Genomic DNA, 17,262 nt, shown 5'->3' on the forward strand with positions numbered 1-17,262 from the left:
CCACACGCAGAAGATGCCTTCGCGCGTCATATCCAGTATTAGACGCCGTTTCCAGCGCTTATCCCAGAGTCCGGGGCAGATTGCTCACGTGTTACTCACCCGTTCGCCACTAATCCCCCAGGTGCAAAGCACCCAGGATCATCGTTCGACTTGCATGTGTTAAGCACGCCGCCAGCGTTCGTCCTGAGCCAGGATCAAACTCTCCGTAAATGTTCAAAACCAGAACCAATAAAGGCCCCGGAAACACTACGCAAAAGGCAAACCAAAAAGGCCCACCCCGCGAGTTTGTCTTGACTAGTTTCGAATGTCTACTGACAATCTGTTCTAATCCAAAGGAATCCCAACACCAACCAAAAAAGTTGATGCCGAGGTTATTTGGCATTTGACATTGTGCACGCTGTTGAGTTCTCAAGGATCGGACACTCCCGACCATCGGTCTCGCGACCTACTTGTCAGGGCTACCTGTTCGACCATCCGTCGCTCCAAGTCCGAGTTCGATGCCCGGAGATGGTGAGACGGAGATTTGTTCGTTCCGTAGCCAGTGGTTCTCTCCTACAAGAGGAGTAGCTCTTCGGCTGTGGATCGGTCCCGCTTGAGGCCGGAAGCTCTACGAGCTTTCCGCACCTTTGGGGTGACAAGTGATTACTTTACGTGCCCTGACGCGTGCGTGCAATTCGGGTCTGCAGCCCGGGCGTGGCGCGCTTCGGACGCCTCGGATGGGCCGTTCACGCCCTTCAACGGGGTGCCTGATGGGAGCGGAATTGCACCGCCGGGCGCACCATTTCTGGCACGCCCGGCAGCTGCTCGCGGAGCCGTACGCCTACCCCTTCGTCAGCGCCCAGAGCTGGTCAGGGGATTCCACGTTCGACCCCGTCCCCGTGGGATTCGACACGATGGTGGCGTCCTGTCCCTTGCCCGAGGAGTCCTTCGCCGTCGAACCTCCGGTCTCGTCGAATGCGTAGTGGACGACATCTCCCGCACCCGCCTGGCCCCCCGCGAGTGCGCTCACCTCGGCGGTGCTCAGCGCCCGGTCGTAGACGTTGAAGTCATCCACTGCAGCGTTGAGATAGGGATCGTTGTACTCCGACCGGCCGATCCAGTTCTGCGTCGTGGCGCCGAGCTGGCTGGGGTGCACGGTCATCGCGGTGTTGGTGCCGACTGCCGCGCCGTTCAGATAGAGCGTTCCGGTCGAGCCGGACACCGTCACGGTGAGCAGCGACCACGTGTTCAGCGGCAGCTGACTCGTTCCGTTGATCACCTTCTCGCCACCTGCGCCCGAAGTGGTGATCGCGAACCGTGGCGCGGAGCCGGCGTTCACGGAAAGGAATGCGTAGGCATTCGTGCCCGTTCCGATGTCGAACACGCGCGACCACTGCGTGTCTGCCGAGGGGTTCACCCAGGTGGAGATCGTGTAGTCGCCGGTCAGCCCGCTCAGGATGCCGTTCGGCATGGTGACGTACTCCCCATTACCGCACAGAGCGACTGCGCCGCCGATCTTGCCAGAGGCGCGCAGCCCCGTGGCCGAGCAGGCCGAGGTGAGCCGGCCATCCGTCCACTGGATGACGGCGGCGCCGGTGCTCGTGCTGCGTCCGGTCACTCCGAGAACCAGTCCGCTGTCGTAGTTCGCGATCTTGTAGTGGCCTGCGCCATCGGGGATGAGCTGCCAGAGCTGAGCGGACGCCGACGAAGGCTTCTGCAGCACGGCCGCTGAGCCCTCGTCCGAGCCGTCGGCGGCAAGACGCAGCCCGCTCGCCTGGTTCGTGATCGTGTAGAGACCGTTATCGGCCGGCGCGATCGTCCAGCGCTGCGAAGGCGACTCGCTGGCATCCGCTTGCACTACGGCATCCGAGCCGCCGGAAGGAGCAAGTGCGAGAGAGCTGTTCGCGTTCGTGAACGAGTAGCTGCCCGAGATGCCGACGGCCTTCGTGGACTTCGAGATGACGAGGTGGTAGCCCGACGTGGCGTTCATCACCACGGGAACGGTGATCGAGCCGTCGTCGGAGACCCGGTAGGTCGTATCCGAGAGGGTGACAGGACCTGCCACAGGCGTGGTGCGGCCCTTCGACGGCGTGTACTCGAGCTTCACGTCCACGTTGCGTCCCAGGTGCAGCGAGTTCACGCCGTTCACCTGCACAGCCGTCGATCCCGATCCGCCGCCGAAGATCACGCTGAGCTGCTTCTTGTCGGCTGTGACGGATGCCGCGCCATCCAGACCGCTTGCCGACGGCGGAGTGGTCTTCACCATGTCGCCCGACATCGCGCCGTACCAGGTGTACAGCCAGTAGGCGCCGTTCGGTGATCCGCCGGTGTCGGTAAGGGTGTCGCCGAGCGTGCCGTAGTGGTTCCAGAAGGCGAGCTCCGCGTTGTCGACGCCGTATCGCTCGAACTTCGCGATGTAGCCGACGAGGGCTCCCGGAACGCCGACCTCGGTCGGTGTGGCGTACTCCTCGATCGCGATCGGGCGTGGCGTGATGCCGAGGCTCTTCTCGATCGAGGTGACCGTGTCGATGTCACCCTTGATCTTGCTCGAGCTCTCCAGCTCGTGCCAGGCGATGATGTCTGGCACGGTGTCGGTCGCGACAGCATTTTCGAGGAAGCTCTTCATGCCGGAGATGTTGTCGGAGTAGCTCGGCCCCTGAATCGGGATGGTGGGGTCCAGCGACTTGATCTCGCGAACCGTGCGGGTCCAGAAGTCGTTGAACGACCCGGCTGCCGATGCGTTCCAGGTCCAGTCCGGTTCGTTCCATGGCGCCAACGCCGAGATGTTGGACGCCCCGGATGCCTGCACCGCTTTGACCTGTGTGTCGACGGCGTTGAGCCAGTCCGGCCAGCTCACCCACTTGTAGGGGAAGTTCGGATACCAGTCCGACATCCGCACCACCACCTTGGCCCCGGCCTTTGCGGCCTCAGGTGCCACGACGAGCGCGTCGCCGGCTGGACTGGGCTCGCCGTTGGGCAGCTGAGATCCACCTGGCGCCATCTGCACGAATGTGTTGGGGTGCGTCGGCGCGACGAGGTCGTTCGACGGGGTGTTGGCCGTGGCGAGCCCGTACAGCGATCCGGATGCCACATGCGTGACGGGTCGCAGCGTTTGGTCGGCGTTGACGACAAGCCTGCTCGCGGGAGTGGGATCGGCCGAGGCGGATGCTGTCGCCACGAGAGACCCGCCCGCCAGGATGGCGAAGCCGCCGATCACGGCGATCGAGCGCGTGAGGGCTCTTCCGAGACCGGCTCTGGTGGAGGGTGTGGTTTTCGGTGCACGCCAGAAGGCGGCCCGACTTATTCGAGACATGATCTTCGTTCTCCGTCGTTGGGGAGGATTCGTCGGAACGAGCACCGGGCCGCGGCACGCGGCGCCGTGCTTAGTGACACGCGCCAGCAGCCGTCGGCTCGTCGGGCAACGTGATCCTGACCATGCGACGGCAGTGACACTCACCGCGAACAATCGTCGTTCGCGATGAGCTCGATGCCGGCCCATTCCGTGCGGTCAGCGCATGAGCTGAGAGCTCATTGAGGCGTGGAACAGCTGAGGGCCGCTGCAATCGTGTCGCATGGGCGCCGTCGGCTTGCTTCCGAGATGCACGCTAGACCAGGCACGGCCCCCGGTCAAGGGCCATCGCAAGCGCTTCGACGAACGCGCAATCTCATTCCACCGCCAGGGTATGGCTTCAAAAGCCGCGTGTTTCCGCGGAGTTTCTGCTCTCGCTTGCATCCGACAGAAGACACTCCTACACTCGCCATCGACGCGCTTCGACGATGAGGAGAACCCGTGGCCACAATGGCAGACGTAGCCCGCCACGCGGGCGTCTCGGCCAGCACCGTGTCGTATGCGCTGTCGGGAAAGCGCCCCATCGCCGAGGAGACACGCGTGCGCATCGAGCAGGCGATCACCGAGCTGGGGTTCTCACCGAACGCCGGCGCACGGGCACTCGCGTCGTCCCGCACTCACGTGCTCGGACTGTTCGTGCAGTTCCTTCCCGACGAGTTCTCGCCCGCCATGTTGCAGTACGTGCTGCCCATCTCCGACGCCGCGCGTGCCGAGGGATACGACATCCTGATGGTCACCGAGGCGGACGGCGCGCACGCTCTCCAGCGCATCGCATCCTCGGAGATGATCGACGGCGTCCTTCTCCTCAACGTCGCCCACGACGATCCCAGGCTTCCCGTGCTGCGGCAGATCCGGCAGCCAGGCGCCATGGTCGGTCTACCGAGAACGCGCGACGGCTTCGACGTGTTCGACCTCGACTTCGCTGAGGCCGGCCGAGTGCTCGTCGATCATCTCGCCGAGCTTGGCCACCGCGACGTCGTTCTGGTCACCCCGAACGAGCACGTGTACGAGCGCGGCGGTGCCTACGCGTGGCGATTCCGCGACGCGGCGCTCGAGCGGGCGTCGAGACACGGCATCCGGGTGTTCTCCTATACGGGGGAGACCCAGCAGCCAGCGGTCAATGACCAGATCAACCGCATACTCGACGAACGCAGCGAGGCCACGGCCCTCATCGTGCACAACGATGCCGTGGTGGCCGCGCTGCCATCGGTGCTGCACACCCGCGGCACGAAGGTGCCAGACGACCTCTCCGTCGTCGGCATCTACTCAGAAGACTTCGGCCGGCTCTTCTCACTGCCATACACGGCAGTGGAATCGTCGCCCGACGAACTGGGCCGCAAGGCGGTCCAGACCCTGGTGAAACGGCTCTCCGAGCCGGGAGCGACGGATGCCCGTGCCTACGAGCTCGTCGCACCGAAGATCACCGACCGGGGCAGCACCCGAGCTGTCTGAAGGTCACCACGGCGTGCGCACGGATCACGACCGGTCACAGCACATCACATTTCAGAGAGGAAATACCGTGGACAAGATCCGCAAGGTTCGCGCCGTCGGCGCGGCCATTCTGGCGGCCGGCCTGACCGCCGCCGCGCTCGCGGGCTGCAGCAGTGGGAACAGCGGGTCGGGCTCGAGCTCGAGCGCCGGCGGCACCTATACGTTCTGGGATCCGTATCCCCAGTACACGAACACGTCGGCGTGGGCGAAGGTGATTCAGAAGTGCGGCACCGAAGCCGGCGTCACGATCAATCGCACCGCGTACGACACGAGCGACCTCACCAACAAGGCTCTGCTGGCGGGCCAGCAGCAGAACTCGCCGAACATCCTGCTCGTCGACAACCCGGTGGTCTCCACGCTAGCCTCGGCGGGCATCCTGACCACGACCGCCGACAACGGTCTGTCGACGAAGGGCATCGCGCAGAACATCCTGGGCGCGGGCGTCATCGACGGCAAGACGTACGGCGTTCCGATCGGCGCAAACACCCTCGCGCTGTACTACAACCCCAAGGTGCTTTCGGCGGCGGGCGTGGACATCTCGTCGGTGACCGACTGGGACTCGCTGACCGCCGCACTGCAGAAGGTCGTAAGCTCCGGGCACAAGGGCATCACGTTCTCGGCCATCGGCACCGAAGAGGGATCGTTCCAGTTCCTGCCCTGGCTCTGGGGCTCGGGCGCGAACCTGAAGAAGCTCGACTCCTCAGACGCCGAATCGGCCCTCGCGCTGTGGACGAACTGGGTCAAGCAGGGGCTCGCGCCGAACTCGGTCATCAACAACACGCAGACGACCAGCTGGCAGGAGTTCCAGACCGGTGAGTTCGGCTTCTCCGAGAACGGCACGTGGCAGAAGGCGAGCGCCGCGCAGGCCGGCTACAAGGTAGTGCCGCTGCCGGGCAAGACCGCCGGCTCGTCGGCTCCGGCGCCCACCGGCGGCGAGTTCTTCACCATCCCGACGCAGAAGGACACGGCGACGTACAAGACGTCGGCCAAGATCGTCTCCTGCCTCACCGACTCGAAGAACATCCTGAACACCGTCAACACGCTGAACTACATCGGCGCGAACAAGACGGTGCAGCAGGAGCAGGTCAAGGCCGATCCGACGCTGAAGCCGTGGGTCGACGCGGTGCAGTCCGCGAAGGCTCGCACCGGAGACAACCTCGGCACCAACTACCCGATCATCTCCCAGCAGATGTGGGGTGCGGTGCAGAACGCCTTGTCCGGTTCGCAGTCGCCCGCGGATGCCCTGAAGGCCGCGCAGACGGCGGCCGCCTCGAAGGTCAAGTAACCGCGCGGGGATGCGCCGCCGTGCCGTGCAAAGTACGCGGCGCATCCCCATTCAGGCCCGCCGCCCCACGGCAGAGCCCACCACGGACATCCCGAATCCGAACCCACCACTAAGGAACACGCCATGTCGACAACGCAGCTGGCCTCTCCCGCTACAGCTGCCGATGCCCGGGGAAGGGCACCGAAGGCGACCGCATCCCGGCCGCGCCCGAGCACCCGCAAGAGCAAACGGCGAGCTCAGTGGATCGCATGGGCGTTCCTCGCCCCCGTCGTGATCTACCTGCTGGTCTTCTACGCATACCCGCTGCTGCGCAACCTCGACCTCAGCTTCCGCGACTACACGGTGGCCGCGTTCGTGAGCGGCAACGCGCAGTGGGTCGGATTCGCCAACTACCTCGCGGTCATCCAGAGCCCGACGTTCGGCCCGGCCCTGTGGAACACCGCGGTGTTCACGATCGTCTCGATCGTCTTCCAGTTCTCCATCGGGCTGGCCCTCGCCGTGTTCTTCTACCGCAACTTCCCGCTCTCCGGCACGCTGCGGGCGCTGTTCCTGGTGCCGTGGCTTCTACCGCTTCTGGTATCGGCATCCACCTGGTCATGGATGCTCAACAGCGACTCCGGCGTCGTGAACTCGTTCCTGAATGCCGTGCGTCTTCCCTCGATCAACTGGCTCACCTCCCCCAGCTGGTCGCTCACCGCGGTGCTGATCGCAAACATCTGGATCGGCATCCCGTTCAACCTGGTCATCATGTACAGCGGTCTGCAGAACATCCCAGGGGATGTCTACGAGGCGGCATCCATCGACGGTGCGAACGGCTGGCAGCGGTTCTGGCGCATCACCTTCCCGCTGCTGCGGCCGGTGTCGGCGATCACGATCCTGCTCGGGCTGGTCTACACACTGAAGGTCTTCGACATCATCTGGATCATGACCAGAGGCGGTCCGGGCAACGCGTCGACGACGTTCGCCATCTGGGCCTACCAGCAGGGCTTCGGGTCGACGTTGCCGCAGTTCTCCCCCGCTGCCGCGGTCGGCAACCTGCTCATCATCATCGCGTTCGTCTTCGGACTCATCTACATCCGCATGCAGCGACGAATGGACCTGTCATGAGTGCACGCAGATCTTGGTGGCGCATCGCGCTTGGCGTCATCCTCACCGCGATCATGCTGTTCCCGGTGTACTGGATGATCAACGTCTCGCTCACGAAGACGTCGGACATGCGCAAGTCACCGCCGAACCTTTTTCCCATCGACCCGACGTTCGAGGGCTACCAGCACGTGCTGGCCGAGCAGCTCCCGTTCCTCATGACGAGCCTGCTCATCGGCCTCGGCACAGTGGTGCTCACGGTCGCGCTGTCGGCCCCGGCCGCGTACGCGCTGGCCAAGCTTCGCCCGAAAGGCGGCGGGGCGCTGAGCTTCATTCTGCTGATCGCGCAGATGATCCCGGCGGTCATCATGGCCATGGGCTTCTATGCCATCTACCTGAACCTCGGGCTGCTCGAGAGCGTGCCCGGGCTCATCCTCGCCGATTCGACGATCGCCGTTCCGTTCGGCGTGCTCATCTTCACGGCCTTCATGAGCGGAATCCCCGAAGAGCTCATCTCGGCGGCGAAGATCGACGGCGCCGGGCAGTGGCGAACCTTCAGGTCGATCGTCATGCCGGTGAGCCGCAACTCGATCGTCACAGTGTCGTTGTTCGCGTTCCTGTGGGCGTGGTCCGACTTCATCTTCGCCTCGTCGCTCGACAGCGGCGGCTCCCTGCAGCCGATCACCATGGGCATCTACCGCTACATCGGCAACAACAACCAGGAGTGGAACGCGATCATGGCCACCGCAGTGGTGGCATCCGTTCCCGCCGCGATCCTGCTCGTCGTGGCGCAACGATATGTCGCCGCCGGGGTCACGGCCGGCGCAGTGAAGGACTGAAGACATCCATGACCTCCTTGGGAACCAGCACCGACGCATCGACCACCGCCCTTGCGGGCGAGTTCACGTTCGATGTGCGCGCCATTCCGTTCAGCCGCCGCGGTTCGTGGCTCGACCTCTCGCCCGTCGTCGGTCTGCACAGGAGCGAGCGGGACATCCATCTCGTGTCGCACATCACCGGCATGCATGCTGTGCTGCGACTTTCCCCGCGAGCGGGCCATGAAGCGGTGGATGCCTCGCTCACGGGCACCGCGGCATCCTTGCGTTGGGAGGCGGCCGGCGGCACCGTCGAGGCGGTGTTCGAGACGACGGACGTGATCCGCTTCCGTGGCAGAGGGCTCGGCATGCGCTTCGCCGAGGCGGCCACCGAGCTGACGCCGTTCACCGGTACCTATCTCTATGTGGATCCCATCGACGGCGCTGCCGTGTACACGTCGTACGAGACCGGCCGCCGGTACCGCGTGACCGCCATCGAGGGCGAGCTGGTTGTCGAGGGCGCTGAGGCGCTCGGGGCAGCGCAACGCTGGGTCGAGGCACGCGGAGACGCTTGGGAGCTGGTCATCGAGGAGCTCGAGAGCGCCAGGTTGCCGTATCGAAGGGATGCGTCGTTCGACGAGATCCACGACGCCGTCGGAGCCGAGTTCCGGGACTTCCTCGACGCTGTGGCTCCGTGGCGCACCGATGACGTGCCCGCGACCGCCGCCGCCGCGTACGTGCTCTGGTCTGCCACGGTGCGGCCGGAGGGCTTCCTCGGGCGCGAGGGTGTGCTGATGTCGAAGCACTGGATGGACAAGGTGTGGAGCTGGGACCACTGCTTCAACGCGCTCGCTCTGGCCGAAGGGCACCCGCGCCTGGCACTCGACCAGTTCCTTCTCCCGTTCGACCACCAGACGGACGCAGGTGCTCTCCCCGACTCGATCACGCACTCCGAGGGCCTCTACAACTACGTCAAGCCGCCGATCCACGGGTGGGCGTTCGCCAGGCTGCGGCATAGCCTTCCCGCCGAACTCGTCGAGCAGAACCTGCCTGAGGTCTACCGCAGGCTCGCGGCGTGGAGCCGATTCTGGCTCGATTACCGACGCGTGCCAGGGCACGCGCTGCCGCACTACCAGCACGGAAACGACAGCGGCTGGGACAACGCCACCACCTTCGATAAGGATCGCGTGATCGAGTCGCCGGACCTTGCGGCGTTCCTGCTCGTGCAGCTGCGTGTGCTCGCCGACCTGGCGACGGAGCTCGGGGGTGAGTCGGCCGGCGAGGCTGCGGTGTGGTCTGCCGCTGCGGCGGAAGTCGAAGCCGGGCTCGAAGACCTCTGGCGCGGCGACGGGTATGTCGCCGTCGGGGCATCCAGTGGCACGGAGGCGAAACGACGCAGCCTGTTGACGCTGTTGCCCGTGGTGCTGGGCGAGGCGCTGCAGTCGGATGCCGCAGCGGCGCTCGGCGAGGACATCCGCGGGCACCTCACGGAGTGGGGCTTGGCGACCGAACCCGTCGATTCCGACGACTACGAGGCCGACGGCTACTGGCGCGGCCCGATCTGGGCGCCGTCGACCGTGCTCATCGAAGACGGGCTGCGTCGGGCGGGCCACACAGAGTTGGCGGATGCCGTGCTGGAACGGTTCCTGCGCCTGTGCGAGAAGTCGGGCTTCGCCGAGAACTTCGACGCCGTCACGGGGGACGGTCTACGCGACCGCGCCTACACCTGGACGGCGTCGGCCTACCTGCTCTTTGCGAGGGAGAGCACGGCGCGTACGTCGCCTGCAACCACGCGGTAGGTGTCACAAGCCGATGGGCCCCGGTTCCGTGCCCGGGGCCCATCGTTGTGTCTGGCCTCAGCCGAGGTCGAGCACCGTCACCGAGTTCGGCGGCACCACCCTCGAGTAGCTGGTCGTGACGCCGCTGATCACGCTCGTTGTCGGCGCGACGGCATTCGGCGAGCTGATCGTGTTGGTATCCGTCGGGCTCCCAGACGTCAGCACGATCGCCTTGCCCGTCGACGGGATCGACTTGACGCCCGAGATGTTGAGCTGCGCCGTCTGCGCCGATCCGCCCGGGTTCACGATGACCACATAGATCTTGCCTGTGGCACTGTCACGCGTCGCCGTCACGTTGAGGCCGCCGATGCCGCTGTACGACGCATTCAGCACCTGATCTCCGTGATTGTTCGCCAGCATCTGCTGCACCCAGTAGCTCGGTGACACGTAGCTGGTGAGGCTGTCGAACCCGATCAGGTTGGTCTTCCACCTGTCGTCGTTCACGTTGACGAGCAGCGGGGCGTACGACTCGCCCATGACCACGTCGGAGTCACGGATCAGGCCGGTCAACCACGATGCGTCGCCGATCGCGGCGGCGAGATCGGGAGTGGGAGCACCCTCTTGCGACGCCCATTCACCCACCAGGACCTTCGGGCCGGTTCGCGACGTGGTGTCGTACTGGTTCGCGTGCGTGTTCATCCAGGCCGGCGACTGGTAGTAGTGGTCGTCGATCACATCGGGCGTGCGCGAGGCCACCGAGGCCGTCGCAACCAGCTTGATCGACGGATACGCCTTCTTGATCGCGTCGTAGAACATCGGGAAACGATAGGAGTCGTAGCTGCCGGTCTTGTCGAAGAAGTCCTCGTTACCCACCTCGACGTAGGAGATCTTGAACGGAGCAGGATGCCCGTCCTTGGCGCGCTGCGCACCCCACGTGCTCGTGACCGGACCGGTCGCGTACTGGATCTCGTCGAGGGCGTCCTGCACGTAAGGCTGAAGCTGAGCCTGCGGCACCGTCGTCCCGTTCAACGTGTAGCCCGCGAACACCGCGAGCATCGGTTGAGCCCCCAGCTGCTCGCACCACTCGAGGTACTCGAGCAGGCCCATTCCGTCGGTGGAGTAGTAGCCCCACGCGTCGTCTTCGTGGCCAGGCCGAGTCCAGGTTGGTCCGATGGTGTTCTTCCAGTTGAAGCGCGTGTCGAGCGTGTTCCCTTCGAGGTAGTTGCCACCCGGTTCACGGATGAACGACGGCTTGAGGCCGGCGAGCTCGGTCATCAGGTCGGTGCGCAGGCCGTTCGACACGTTGTCGTACGTCGGAGGGAACAGCGAGACGTTGTCGAGCCACAGCGTCTTGCCGGCGTTGCCGGTCGTCGTGATCACGTACCGGGCATCCGATGTCGCAGGCGCCGTCGAGGTCGTCTTCAATGTGGCGGTGAACTGCTTCCAGGACTTCGTGACACCGTCGATCTGCGCCTTCGCGTATGTGACCGAGCCATCAGAGCTCTGCACTGCCAATGTCAGCGGGCCGTGGAATCCCGAGGAGGCCATCGCGAAGAACTGTGCCCTATACGTCGTGCTCGGCTTGACCGGGATGCCCCAGTAACCGGAGTTCGCGACGCCCGACGGCGCGCTCGAGCTCGCCGCCCCGACTGTCACTTTCAGAGACTGCGTGAGCGCAGAGTTCAGCCCATTCGACTTGTCGAGTGCGAGGGATGCCCCGTTGACACTGTTCCAGTCCACCGGAGCCGTGCTGCTGGCCAGCATCGAGCGGTTGTTGATCAGCTCGGCGTACAGGCCTCCCGTCATCGAGTGGTTGATGTCCTCCGTCATCAGCCCGAAGAAGCTGCTCGGAAGCGCGTGCGCGGCGGTTCCGTCGTCGACGGTGAGTTCGCCGCCGGCGTCGCCGAGCATCGCGGAGATCTCGTTCCCGGTTGCTGCGTAGTTCAGGGCCTGCACGTCGTCGACGTCGCCGTTCAGGAAGTCCGCGGCACTCGCGTAGTAACCACGACCGGTGACGAACGCGCCCTTCGCCTGCCAGGGCGTCGCGTAGGCGACGGTGGATTGCAGCGTCCCATTGACGTAGAGGGACAGTGTTCCCGTCTCGGCATCGTCGACTCCCACCAGGTGATACCAGACACCGGTCTGCGGAGCAGAGGAGGCGGAGGCGACCGCGGCCGCGGCACTCGTCGAGTCGCCGGCCAATCGAGTGAACGCGAACTTGCCCGTGTCGCCGCGGAGCTGAAGGTAGAACCCGCTCACGTTCGCGCCGTCGACGGAGGCGACGTCCTGGTATCCGGTCGTCCCGTTGAGTTTGACCCACGCCGCCACGGAGAACGAGTACCTCGTGTCCACGACGGGAGAGCTCGCCGACGCAGCCCCGTTCGCCGTGCCGTTCGTGCTCAGGGCGTGCGCGCCGACGCGTCCAGCGGCCCAGCCCGCTCCCGATCCGAGCGTCTGGGTGTTGCCGTTGCCGGTCGAGTCGGCAGCGGTCGTTCCCGTTCCTTCGTCGTACGTCCAGTGAGCCGCCTGATCGAGATTCGCGACCTGCTCGGCGGTCAGCGCGGAGGCGAAGTACTGAACGTCGTCGACAGCGCCGTGCACGAAGTCGGTAGGTCCGTTGTAGTCGCCGCGCCCGATCGAGGTCGCACCCGTCGCCTTCCACGGCGTGGAGAAGGAGGCATCCGCTCCCTCCTGCCCGTCCACGTAGATCTGCAGCGTGGAGGTCTGCGCGTTGTCGACGCCCACGACGTGATACCAGGCACCCGCTACGGGTGCGACGGATGAGTCGGCGCGTACTTCCGTCGCGGAGTCGCTGTCGGATGCGCGTCGCGTCATCGCGAATTTGCCGGTCGCCCCGGAGAGCTGGAGGAAGAATCCGCCGATGTTCGCGCCGTCGATTCCCGTGATGGTCTGGTACCCCGTCACCGCGCTGAACTTCACCCACGTGGACACCGTGAAGCTCTGCGACGTGTCGACGGCAGGCGCCGATGCCACAGCTGCTCCATTCGAGCTTCCATCGAACGCCACCGCGTGTGCGCCGATGTGGCCGGCCGACCATGAGGCCGCTGAGCCGAGCGTCGCGTCGTCGCTGCCCGCAGAGTCCTTCGCGGTGGTCCCCGTCCCCTCGTCGAACGTCCATGCGGCGGCTGCTGCGGGAACGGATGCCGTTGTCGCGGAACTGACCGCTGCCCGCGCATCCGCGCTGTCATTGCTCAGAGCCGCGCCAGGCGGGCTTGCGAACGCGGTCACCGTGAGCGCGAGCACAGCCGCTCCCGCCACGGCGGCCACGCCGGCACCGCGGCCGAGCATCCGTCTCGTGCCGCCCGCTCGTTGTCGTGTTGCCTTGGGTGAAGACATGGGTCACCTCTCTTGTTCGTCGTTGAACATGTCGTGTTTCTGGCGCGCTAGCTTCGCCCTCGCCCGAAGTACCTGGCACGTACCCGGTCGAGCAGAATCGCGATGCCCAGCACGGCGCCCTGGACCACCTGCTGGAAGTACGGGCTCACGTGCAGAGCAAGCAGCCCGTTGGCGATCAGCTCCAGCAGGATGGCGCCGGCAGCGACGCCGAGGATACGGCCCTCACCGCCGGTCAGGGACACACCGCCGACGACGGCCGCCGCGATCGCGGTGAGTTCCCATCCGGGACCGACCGACGGATCCGCCACGTTCATGCGTCCGATCACGAGCACGCCCACGAGGCCCGAGATCGCCGAAGCCGCCACATACATCGAGAAGATGCGCCTGCGAGTCGGGATGCCCGCCAATCGTGCGGCTTCGCGATTGCCGCCCACCGCATAGATCTGCCGGCCGACATAGGTGCGTTCGAGCACGAACCAGGCGATGAGCACGACCGCGATGAAGAACAGTGCAGGTACGGGCACGCCGAATACGTAGTAGCCGCTGATGTCGCTGAACATCGGGTCGATGCCGTTGATCGGGGTTCCGCTCGTGATGGCCAGCGAGAGTCCCTGCGCAATGGTGAACGTGACGAGCGTGATCACGAACGGCGGCACCTTGAGCCGCGTCACCGTGAAGCCGTGCCAGGCTCCGACGAGCCCGCAGATCACGATGGTCGCCACGATGGCGACGGCGGCGGGCAGGTGCATGTTCACGTTCAGGCTCGCCGCGATGATTCCGGCGAGGCCGGCAAGGGCACCGACCGAGAGGTCTATGCCGCCGGTGAGAATGACGAGCGCCTCGGCGACCGCCAGAATTCCGAGCTGCGACAGGTCGCGCCCCATCACCTGCAGGTTCCCGGCCGTCGCGTAGGTCGGCGCCGAGAACGCGATGATCGCGAACACGACGATGCAGGCGACGCCGACGCCGGCTTCAGGCGAGGCTGCGAACCGGTGCAGCAGCGACGGCCTGTCGCGACGCTTCTCGGATGCGCGTGCAGGCGTTGCCCCTGGAGGCGGGCCTGCTGGACTCGGCAGTGGGCTGGCTGGGCCGGCTGCGACGATCGTGGGGTCGGGTGCGGCGGTCATGCCGGATCTCCTTGCAAAGTGGATGCTGACACCGGCGCCGTGAGCGCCGGAATTGGGGTAGAGGCGGCAGCGGTCATGATCGCCTCTTTGGTGGCATCGTCGCGGTCGAGTACCGCGACGATGCGGCCGCGGTTCATCACGGCGATGCGGTGGCTGATGAGCTGCAGTTCCTCAAGCTCGGAGGATGCCGCGACGACGGTCATCCCTTCGGCCGCCGCGCGATCGATGAGCCCGTAGATCTCCGCTTTCGCCCCGACGTCCACGCCACGCGTTGGCTCGTCGAGCAGGAGCAGCCTTGGGCTCGTGGCGAACGCCCGACCGAAGATCGCTCGTTGCTGGTTGCCGCCGGACAGCGAGCCGATCGGCTGATCGACGCTCTGCATGCGCACGTTGACATCACGGGCGACCTTGACGGCGGCGGCGCGCTGGGTGCGCGATCCGAGCATCCCGAACCGGCTGAGCCTGCGAAGGATCGACACGGTGACGTTCGAGGCGATCGAGGCGAACAGTACGAGCGACTGCTCCTTGCGGTCCTCGGGGATGAGCGCGATCCCTGCCTCGACGCCGTCCTGGGCCGAGCGCGGAGCGTGTCGGGTTCCGGCCAGGGTCATGTTGCCCCCGGTCGACGGCTGGGCACCCGCGATGGTGTGGATGAGCCGACTGCGCCCGGAGCCCATGAGGCCGGCGATGCCGAGGATCTCGCCCTCCTTGACCTCGAGATCGACCGGGCCGAGTCCGTCTGCCGCGACTCCCTCGAGCTTCAGGAACACCGGAGCATCGGCCGGCGGTGCCTTCGGCGTGCCCTGTTCCAGCTCTCCGCCGACCATCTCCTTGATCAGGCGCGCCTCTGTGGCCTCGGCCGGGGACAGATCGGCGACAAGCCGTCCGTTGCGCAGAACGAGGATGCGGTCGCTCACCTCTCGCACTTCGTCGAGCCGGTGCCCGATGAACAGCACAGCGCCGCCGTGGTCGGCGAGCTGTCTGGCGAGCCCGAGCACGATCTCCGCCTCGACGGGTCCGAGGGATGACGTGGGCTCGTCGAGGATGAGCAGGCGCGGTTTGCGACCCCACGCCTTGGCTATCTCGATCATCTGCCTCGTGGGAACGGGCAGCGAGCGCACATCGCGATCGAGGCCGACGCGTCCGGCCGAGAGCCCGATGTCGGCCAGCATCGCAGCGGCCTCCGCCTGCTGCGCGCGCCGGTCGACCAGCCAACGGCTGCGCGCCTGCTCGGGGCGTCTGCCCAGCAGCAGGTTCTCGGCCACCGAGAGCTGCCCCACCAGCGGGAACTCCTGGGACACCATCGCTACGCCGAGCCGCTGAGCGGCCTCGGTCGAGCCGGCGACGAGCGATCCTCCGTCGATCGTGATCTCGCCGCCGTCACGGTGCACTGCACCTGACAGGGTGCCCATGAGGGTGGACTTGCCTGCGCCGTTCTCGCCGACCACGCCCACGACCTGTCCTGCATAGAGCTCGAGTGCCGGGAGGTCGAGCACGCGCACCGGCCCGTATTCCTTGTAGACCCCCTCCAGCCGCGCGACGACCGCGCGGCCAGAGGGGACGGTGGAGTCCGTCATGCCTAGCCGATGCCCAACTGGCTCTCGAGGGACTGGTAGTCGGAGAGATTCGACTTGGTCACCAGGCCGACGCCGGAGCTCAGAGTGCTGCCGTCCGACTCGAGGTACGGCTTGAGGATCGCCGCGGTTGCGGACGTGCCGAGCACCTTCTCGGCCGCCAGGATGTATGCACCCGTGTAGCCCTGCTGGTACGGCATCTGCACGACGGTGCCGCCGATGGCACCGGACTTGATGAAGCCGAGCGTCTGCGCGTCGGAGTCGTCGGAGACGATGCTCACGCTGGACTGCTTGCCTGCCGAGGTCACGGCCTGGGCCAGGGCGGGTCCGTCATACGAGTACACGCCGTACAGCCCGTTCACGTCGGGATTGTTGGCGAGGATCGTCTCGGCATCGCTCGTTGCTGTGCTGGCCTGCAGGTTGTCGTTGACCTTCTGCGCGACGGTGATGCTCGTGCCCTTGATGGCGGCCTCGAATCCCTGGATGCGCTGCACCGCGTTGGATGCCGTGAGCGAGCCGACGAGGATCGCCACCTTGCCCTTGCCTCCCAACAGCTGCTTCATGGCCGTGCCCGCCTGGAAGCCGGCCGTGTAGTTCGGTGTGCCCAGATAGAGCCCGGCGGCCGCGGTGTTCGGCAGCGGCGAGTCGATCGGCAGCACGAAGATGCCGGCATCCATGTCTGCCTTGATCGTGTTCGCCGTCGACGTCGGGTCGATGGCCGAGATCGAGTAGCCGGTCACGCCCTGGGACTTCAACGTCTCGAGCTCGGACGTCTGCTCCGTGAGCTTGCCGCTCGGCGGTGCGAAGTAGGTGCACTTGGAAGCGTCGATGCCGAGGTCTTTGCAGCCGGCTTGGAAGCCGACCTGGCCGGCCTTCCAGTAGTCCGCCGCGACGTTGACGACCATGGCGATGTTCACGGCCGATAGGTCCTTGCCCTGAAGTGCGGACTTGAGCTTCTGGTCGAGTTCGCCGAGCTTGGCCTGGTTGAACGCGAGCGCTCCCTTGAGCGAGGTCGAGCTCTTGGCGGAGGTGGTCGACGTCTCCGTCGCTGCCGACTTGGAACATGCCGCCATACTGCTGACGAGGAGCAGCGCAGTGGCGATTGCCGCCACTCTTGTTGTGATCTTCATCGTTCACTTTCCGTTGGTGTGTGAAGGGGACTCCCGCACGCGGGAGGTGATACCGCCGACGCCTTTGTGAGGGCTCACATTTTCAACACCGTTGCGGTGCTTCCTTGCGTACCGGTGGGCTCACCGAGCATTGTGAGCGCTAACGGAACCGGATGTCAAGAAGGACTTTGTCTGGCTTGAACGAGCCAACCCCGATGACGGACCAGCCTGCTGGGCCCTCGACGCCGCGTCGTCGCGGGAATGGCGCTGTGAACGCTAACGTAGCGTTGCACGCCAGGCGTGCCGGCTCTTCGA

General features: G+C 65.7%; 10 protein-coding genes and 1 rRNA gene. 5 read left to right on the top strand and 6 right to left on the bottom strand.

Features of this window, described 5'->3' with window-relative positions:
• Together ACO2Q7_RS12465 and ACO2Q7_RS12470 are read right to left on the bottom strand one after the other, a co-directional pair.
• Positions 1 to 210: ribosomal RNA gene (locus tag ACO2Q7_RS12465) — 16S ribosomal RNA — on the bottom strand; the annotation flags it as partial.
• A 610-nt stretch (positions 211 to 820) separates the two neighbouring features.
• Positions 821 to 3,292 (bottom strand): LamG-like jellyroll fold domain-containing protein, encoded by a 2,472-nt coding sequence (locus ACO2Q7_RS12470; protein WP_423356027.1) that lies wholly within the window; start codon positions 3,290 to 3,292, stop codon positions 821 to 823.
• 486 nt (positions 3,293 to 3,778) lie between these two features.
• Here ACO2Q7_RS12470 and ACO2Q7_RS12475 point away from each other — a divergent pair, with 486 nt between their 5' ends.
• The 5 genes from ACO2Q7_RS12475 to ACO2Q7_RS12495 all read left to right on the top strand — a co-directional run bounded on the left by ACO2Q7_RS12475 (position 3,779) and on the right by ACO2Q7_RS12495 (position 9,801).
• A complete protein-coding gene (locus ACO2Q7_RS12475; RefSeq protein WP_423356499.1) occupies positions 3,779 to 4,780 on the top strand; it encodes a LacI family DNA-binding transcriptional regulator in 1,002 nt (333 codons plus the stop codon).
• A gap of 67 nt (positions 4,781 to 4,847) precedes the next feature.
• Positions 4,848 to 6,104 carry a sugar ABC transporter substrate-binding protein gene (locus tag ACO2Q7_RS12480; protein WP_423356028.1) on the top strand — a complete coding sequence of 419 codons (1,257 nt, stop codon included), beginning with the start codon at positions 4,848 to 4,850 and terminating at the stop codon, positions 6,102 to 6,104.
• Positions 6,105 to 6,227: 123 nt separating this feature from the next.
• Positions 6,228 to 7,211: a carbohydrate ABC transporter permease gene (locus ACO2Q7_RS12485; RefSeq protein WP_423356029.1), complete on the top strand. Its 984-nt coding sequence runs from the start codon at positions 6,228 to 6,230 to the stop codon at positions 7,209 to 7,211.
• Positions 7,208 to 8,026, top strand: coding sequence for a carbohydrate ABC transporter permease (locus tag ACO2Q7_RS12490; RefSeq protein WP_423356030.1), 819 nt, complete (start codon positions 7,208 to 7,210; stop codon positions 8,024 to 8,026). Before ACO2Q7_RS12485 ends, ACO2Q7_RS12490 begins: the two co-directional genes overlap by 4 nt.
• Before the next feature lie 8 nt (positions 8,027 to 8,034).
• Complete coding sequence (locus ACO2Q7_RS12495; RefSeq protein WP_423356031.1) at positions 8,035 to 9,801, top strand: amylo-alpha-1,6-glucosidase; 1,767 nt, start codon at positions 8,035 to 8,037, stop codon at positions 9,799 to 9,801.
• Positions 9,802 to 9,858: 57 nt separating this feature from the next.
• Here ACO2Q7_RS12495 and ACO2Q7_RS12500 read toward each other — a convergent pair whose 3' ends face one another.
• From ACO2Q7_RS12500 to ACO2Q7_RS12515, 4 genes are read right to left on the bottom strand one after another with little or no spacing between them, the layout of a single operon-like run.
• Positions 9,859 to 13,137 (bottom strand): LamG-like jellyroll fold domain-containing protein, encoded by a 3,279-nt coding sequence (locus ACO2Q7_RS12500; RefSeq protein WP_423356032.1) that lies wholly within the window; start codon positions 13,135 to 13,137, stop codon positions 9,859 to 9,861.
• A gap of 47 nt (positions 13,138 to 13,184) precedes the next feature.
• On the bottom strand, positions 13,185 to 14,264 hold the full coding sequence (locus tag ACO2Q7_RS12505) for an ABC transporter permease (protein ID WP_423356033.1): 1,080 nt from the start codon (positions 14,262 to 14,264) through the stop codon (positions 13,185 to 13,187).
• Positions 14,261 to 15,841, bottom strand: coding sequence for a sugar ABC transporter ATP-binding protein (locus tag ACO2Q7_RS12510; RefSeq protein ID WP_423356034.1), 1,581 nt, complete (start codon positions 15,839 to 15,841; stop codon positions 14,261 to 14,263). The genes ACO2Q7_RS12505 and ACO2Q7_RS12510 overlap by 4 nt, the downstream gene beginning before the upstream one ends.
• A 2-nt stretch (positions 15,842 to 15,843) precedes the next feature.
• Positions 15,844 to 16,968 (bottom strand): substrate-binding domain-containing protein, encoded by a 1,125-nt coding sequence (locus tag ACO2Q7_RS12515; RefSeq protein ID WP_423356035.1) that lies wholly within the window; start codon positions 16,966 to 16,968, stop codon positions 15,844 to 15,846.
• Positions 16,969 to 17,262: the final 294 nt, after the last annotated feature.

This window comes from Rathayibacter sp. KR2-224, assembly GCF_049446075.1.
Classification (GTDB): Bacteria; Actinomycetota; Actinomycetes; order Actinomycetales; family Microbacteriaceae; genus Humibacter.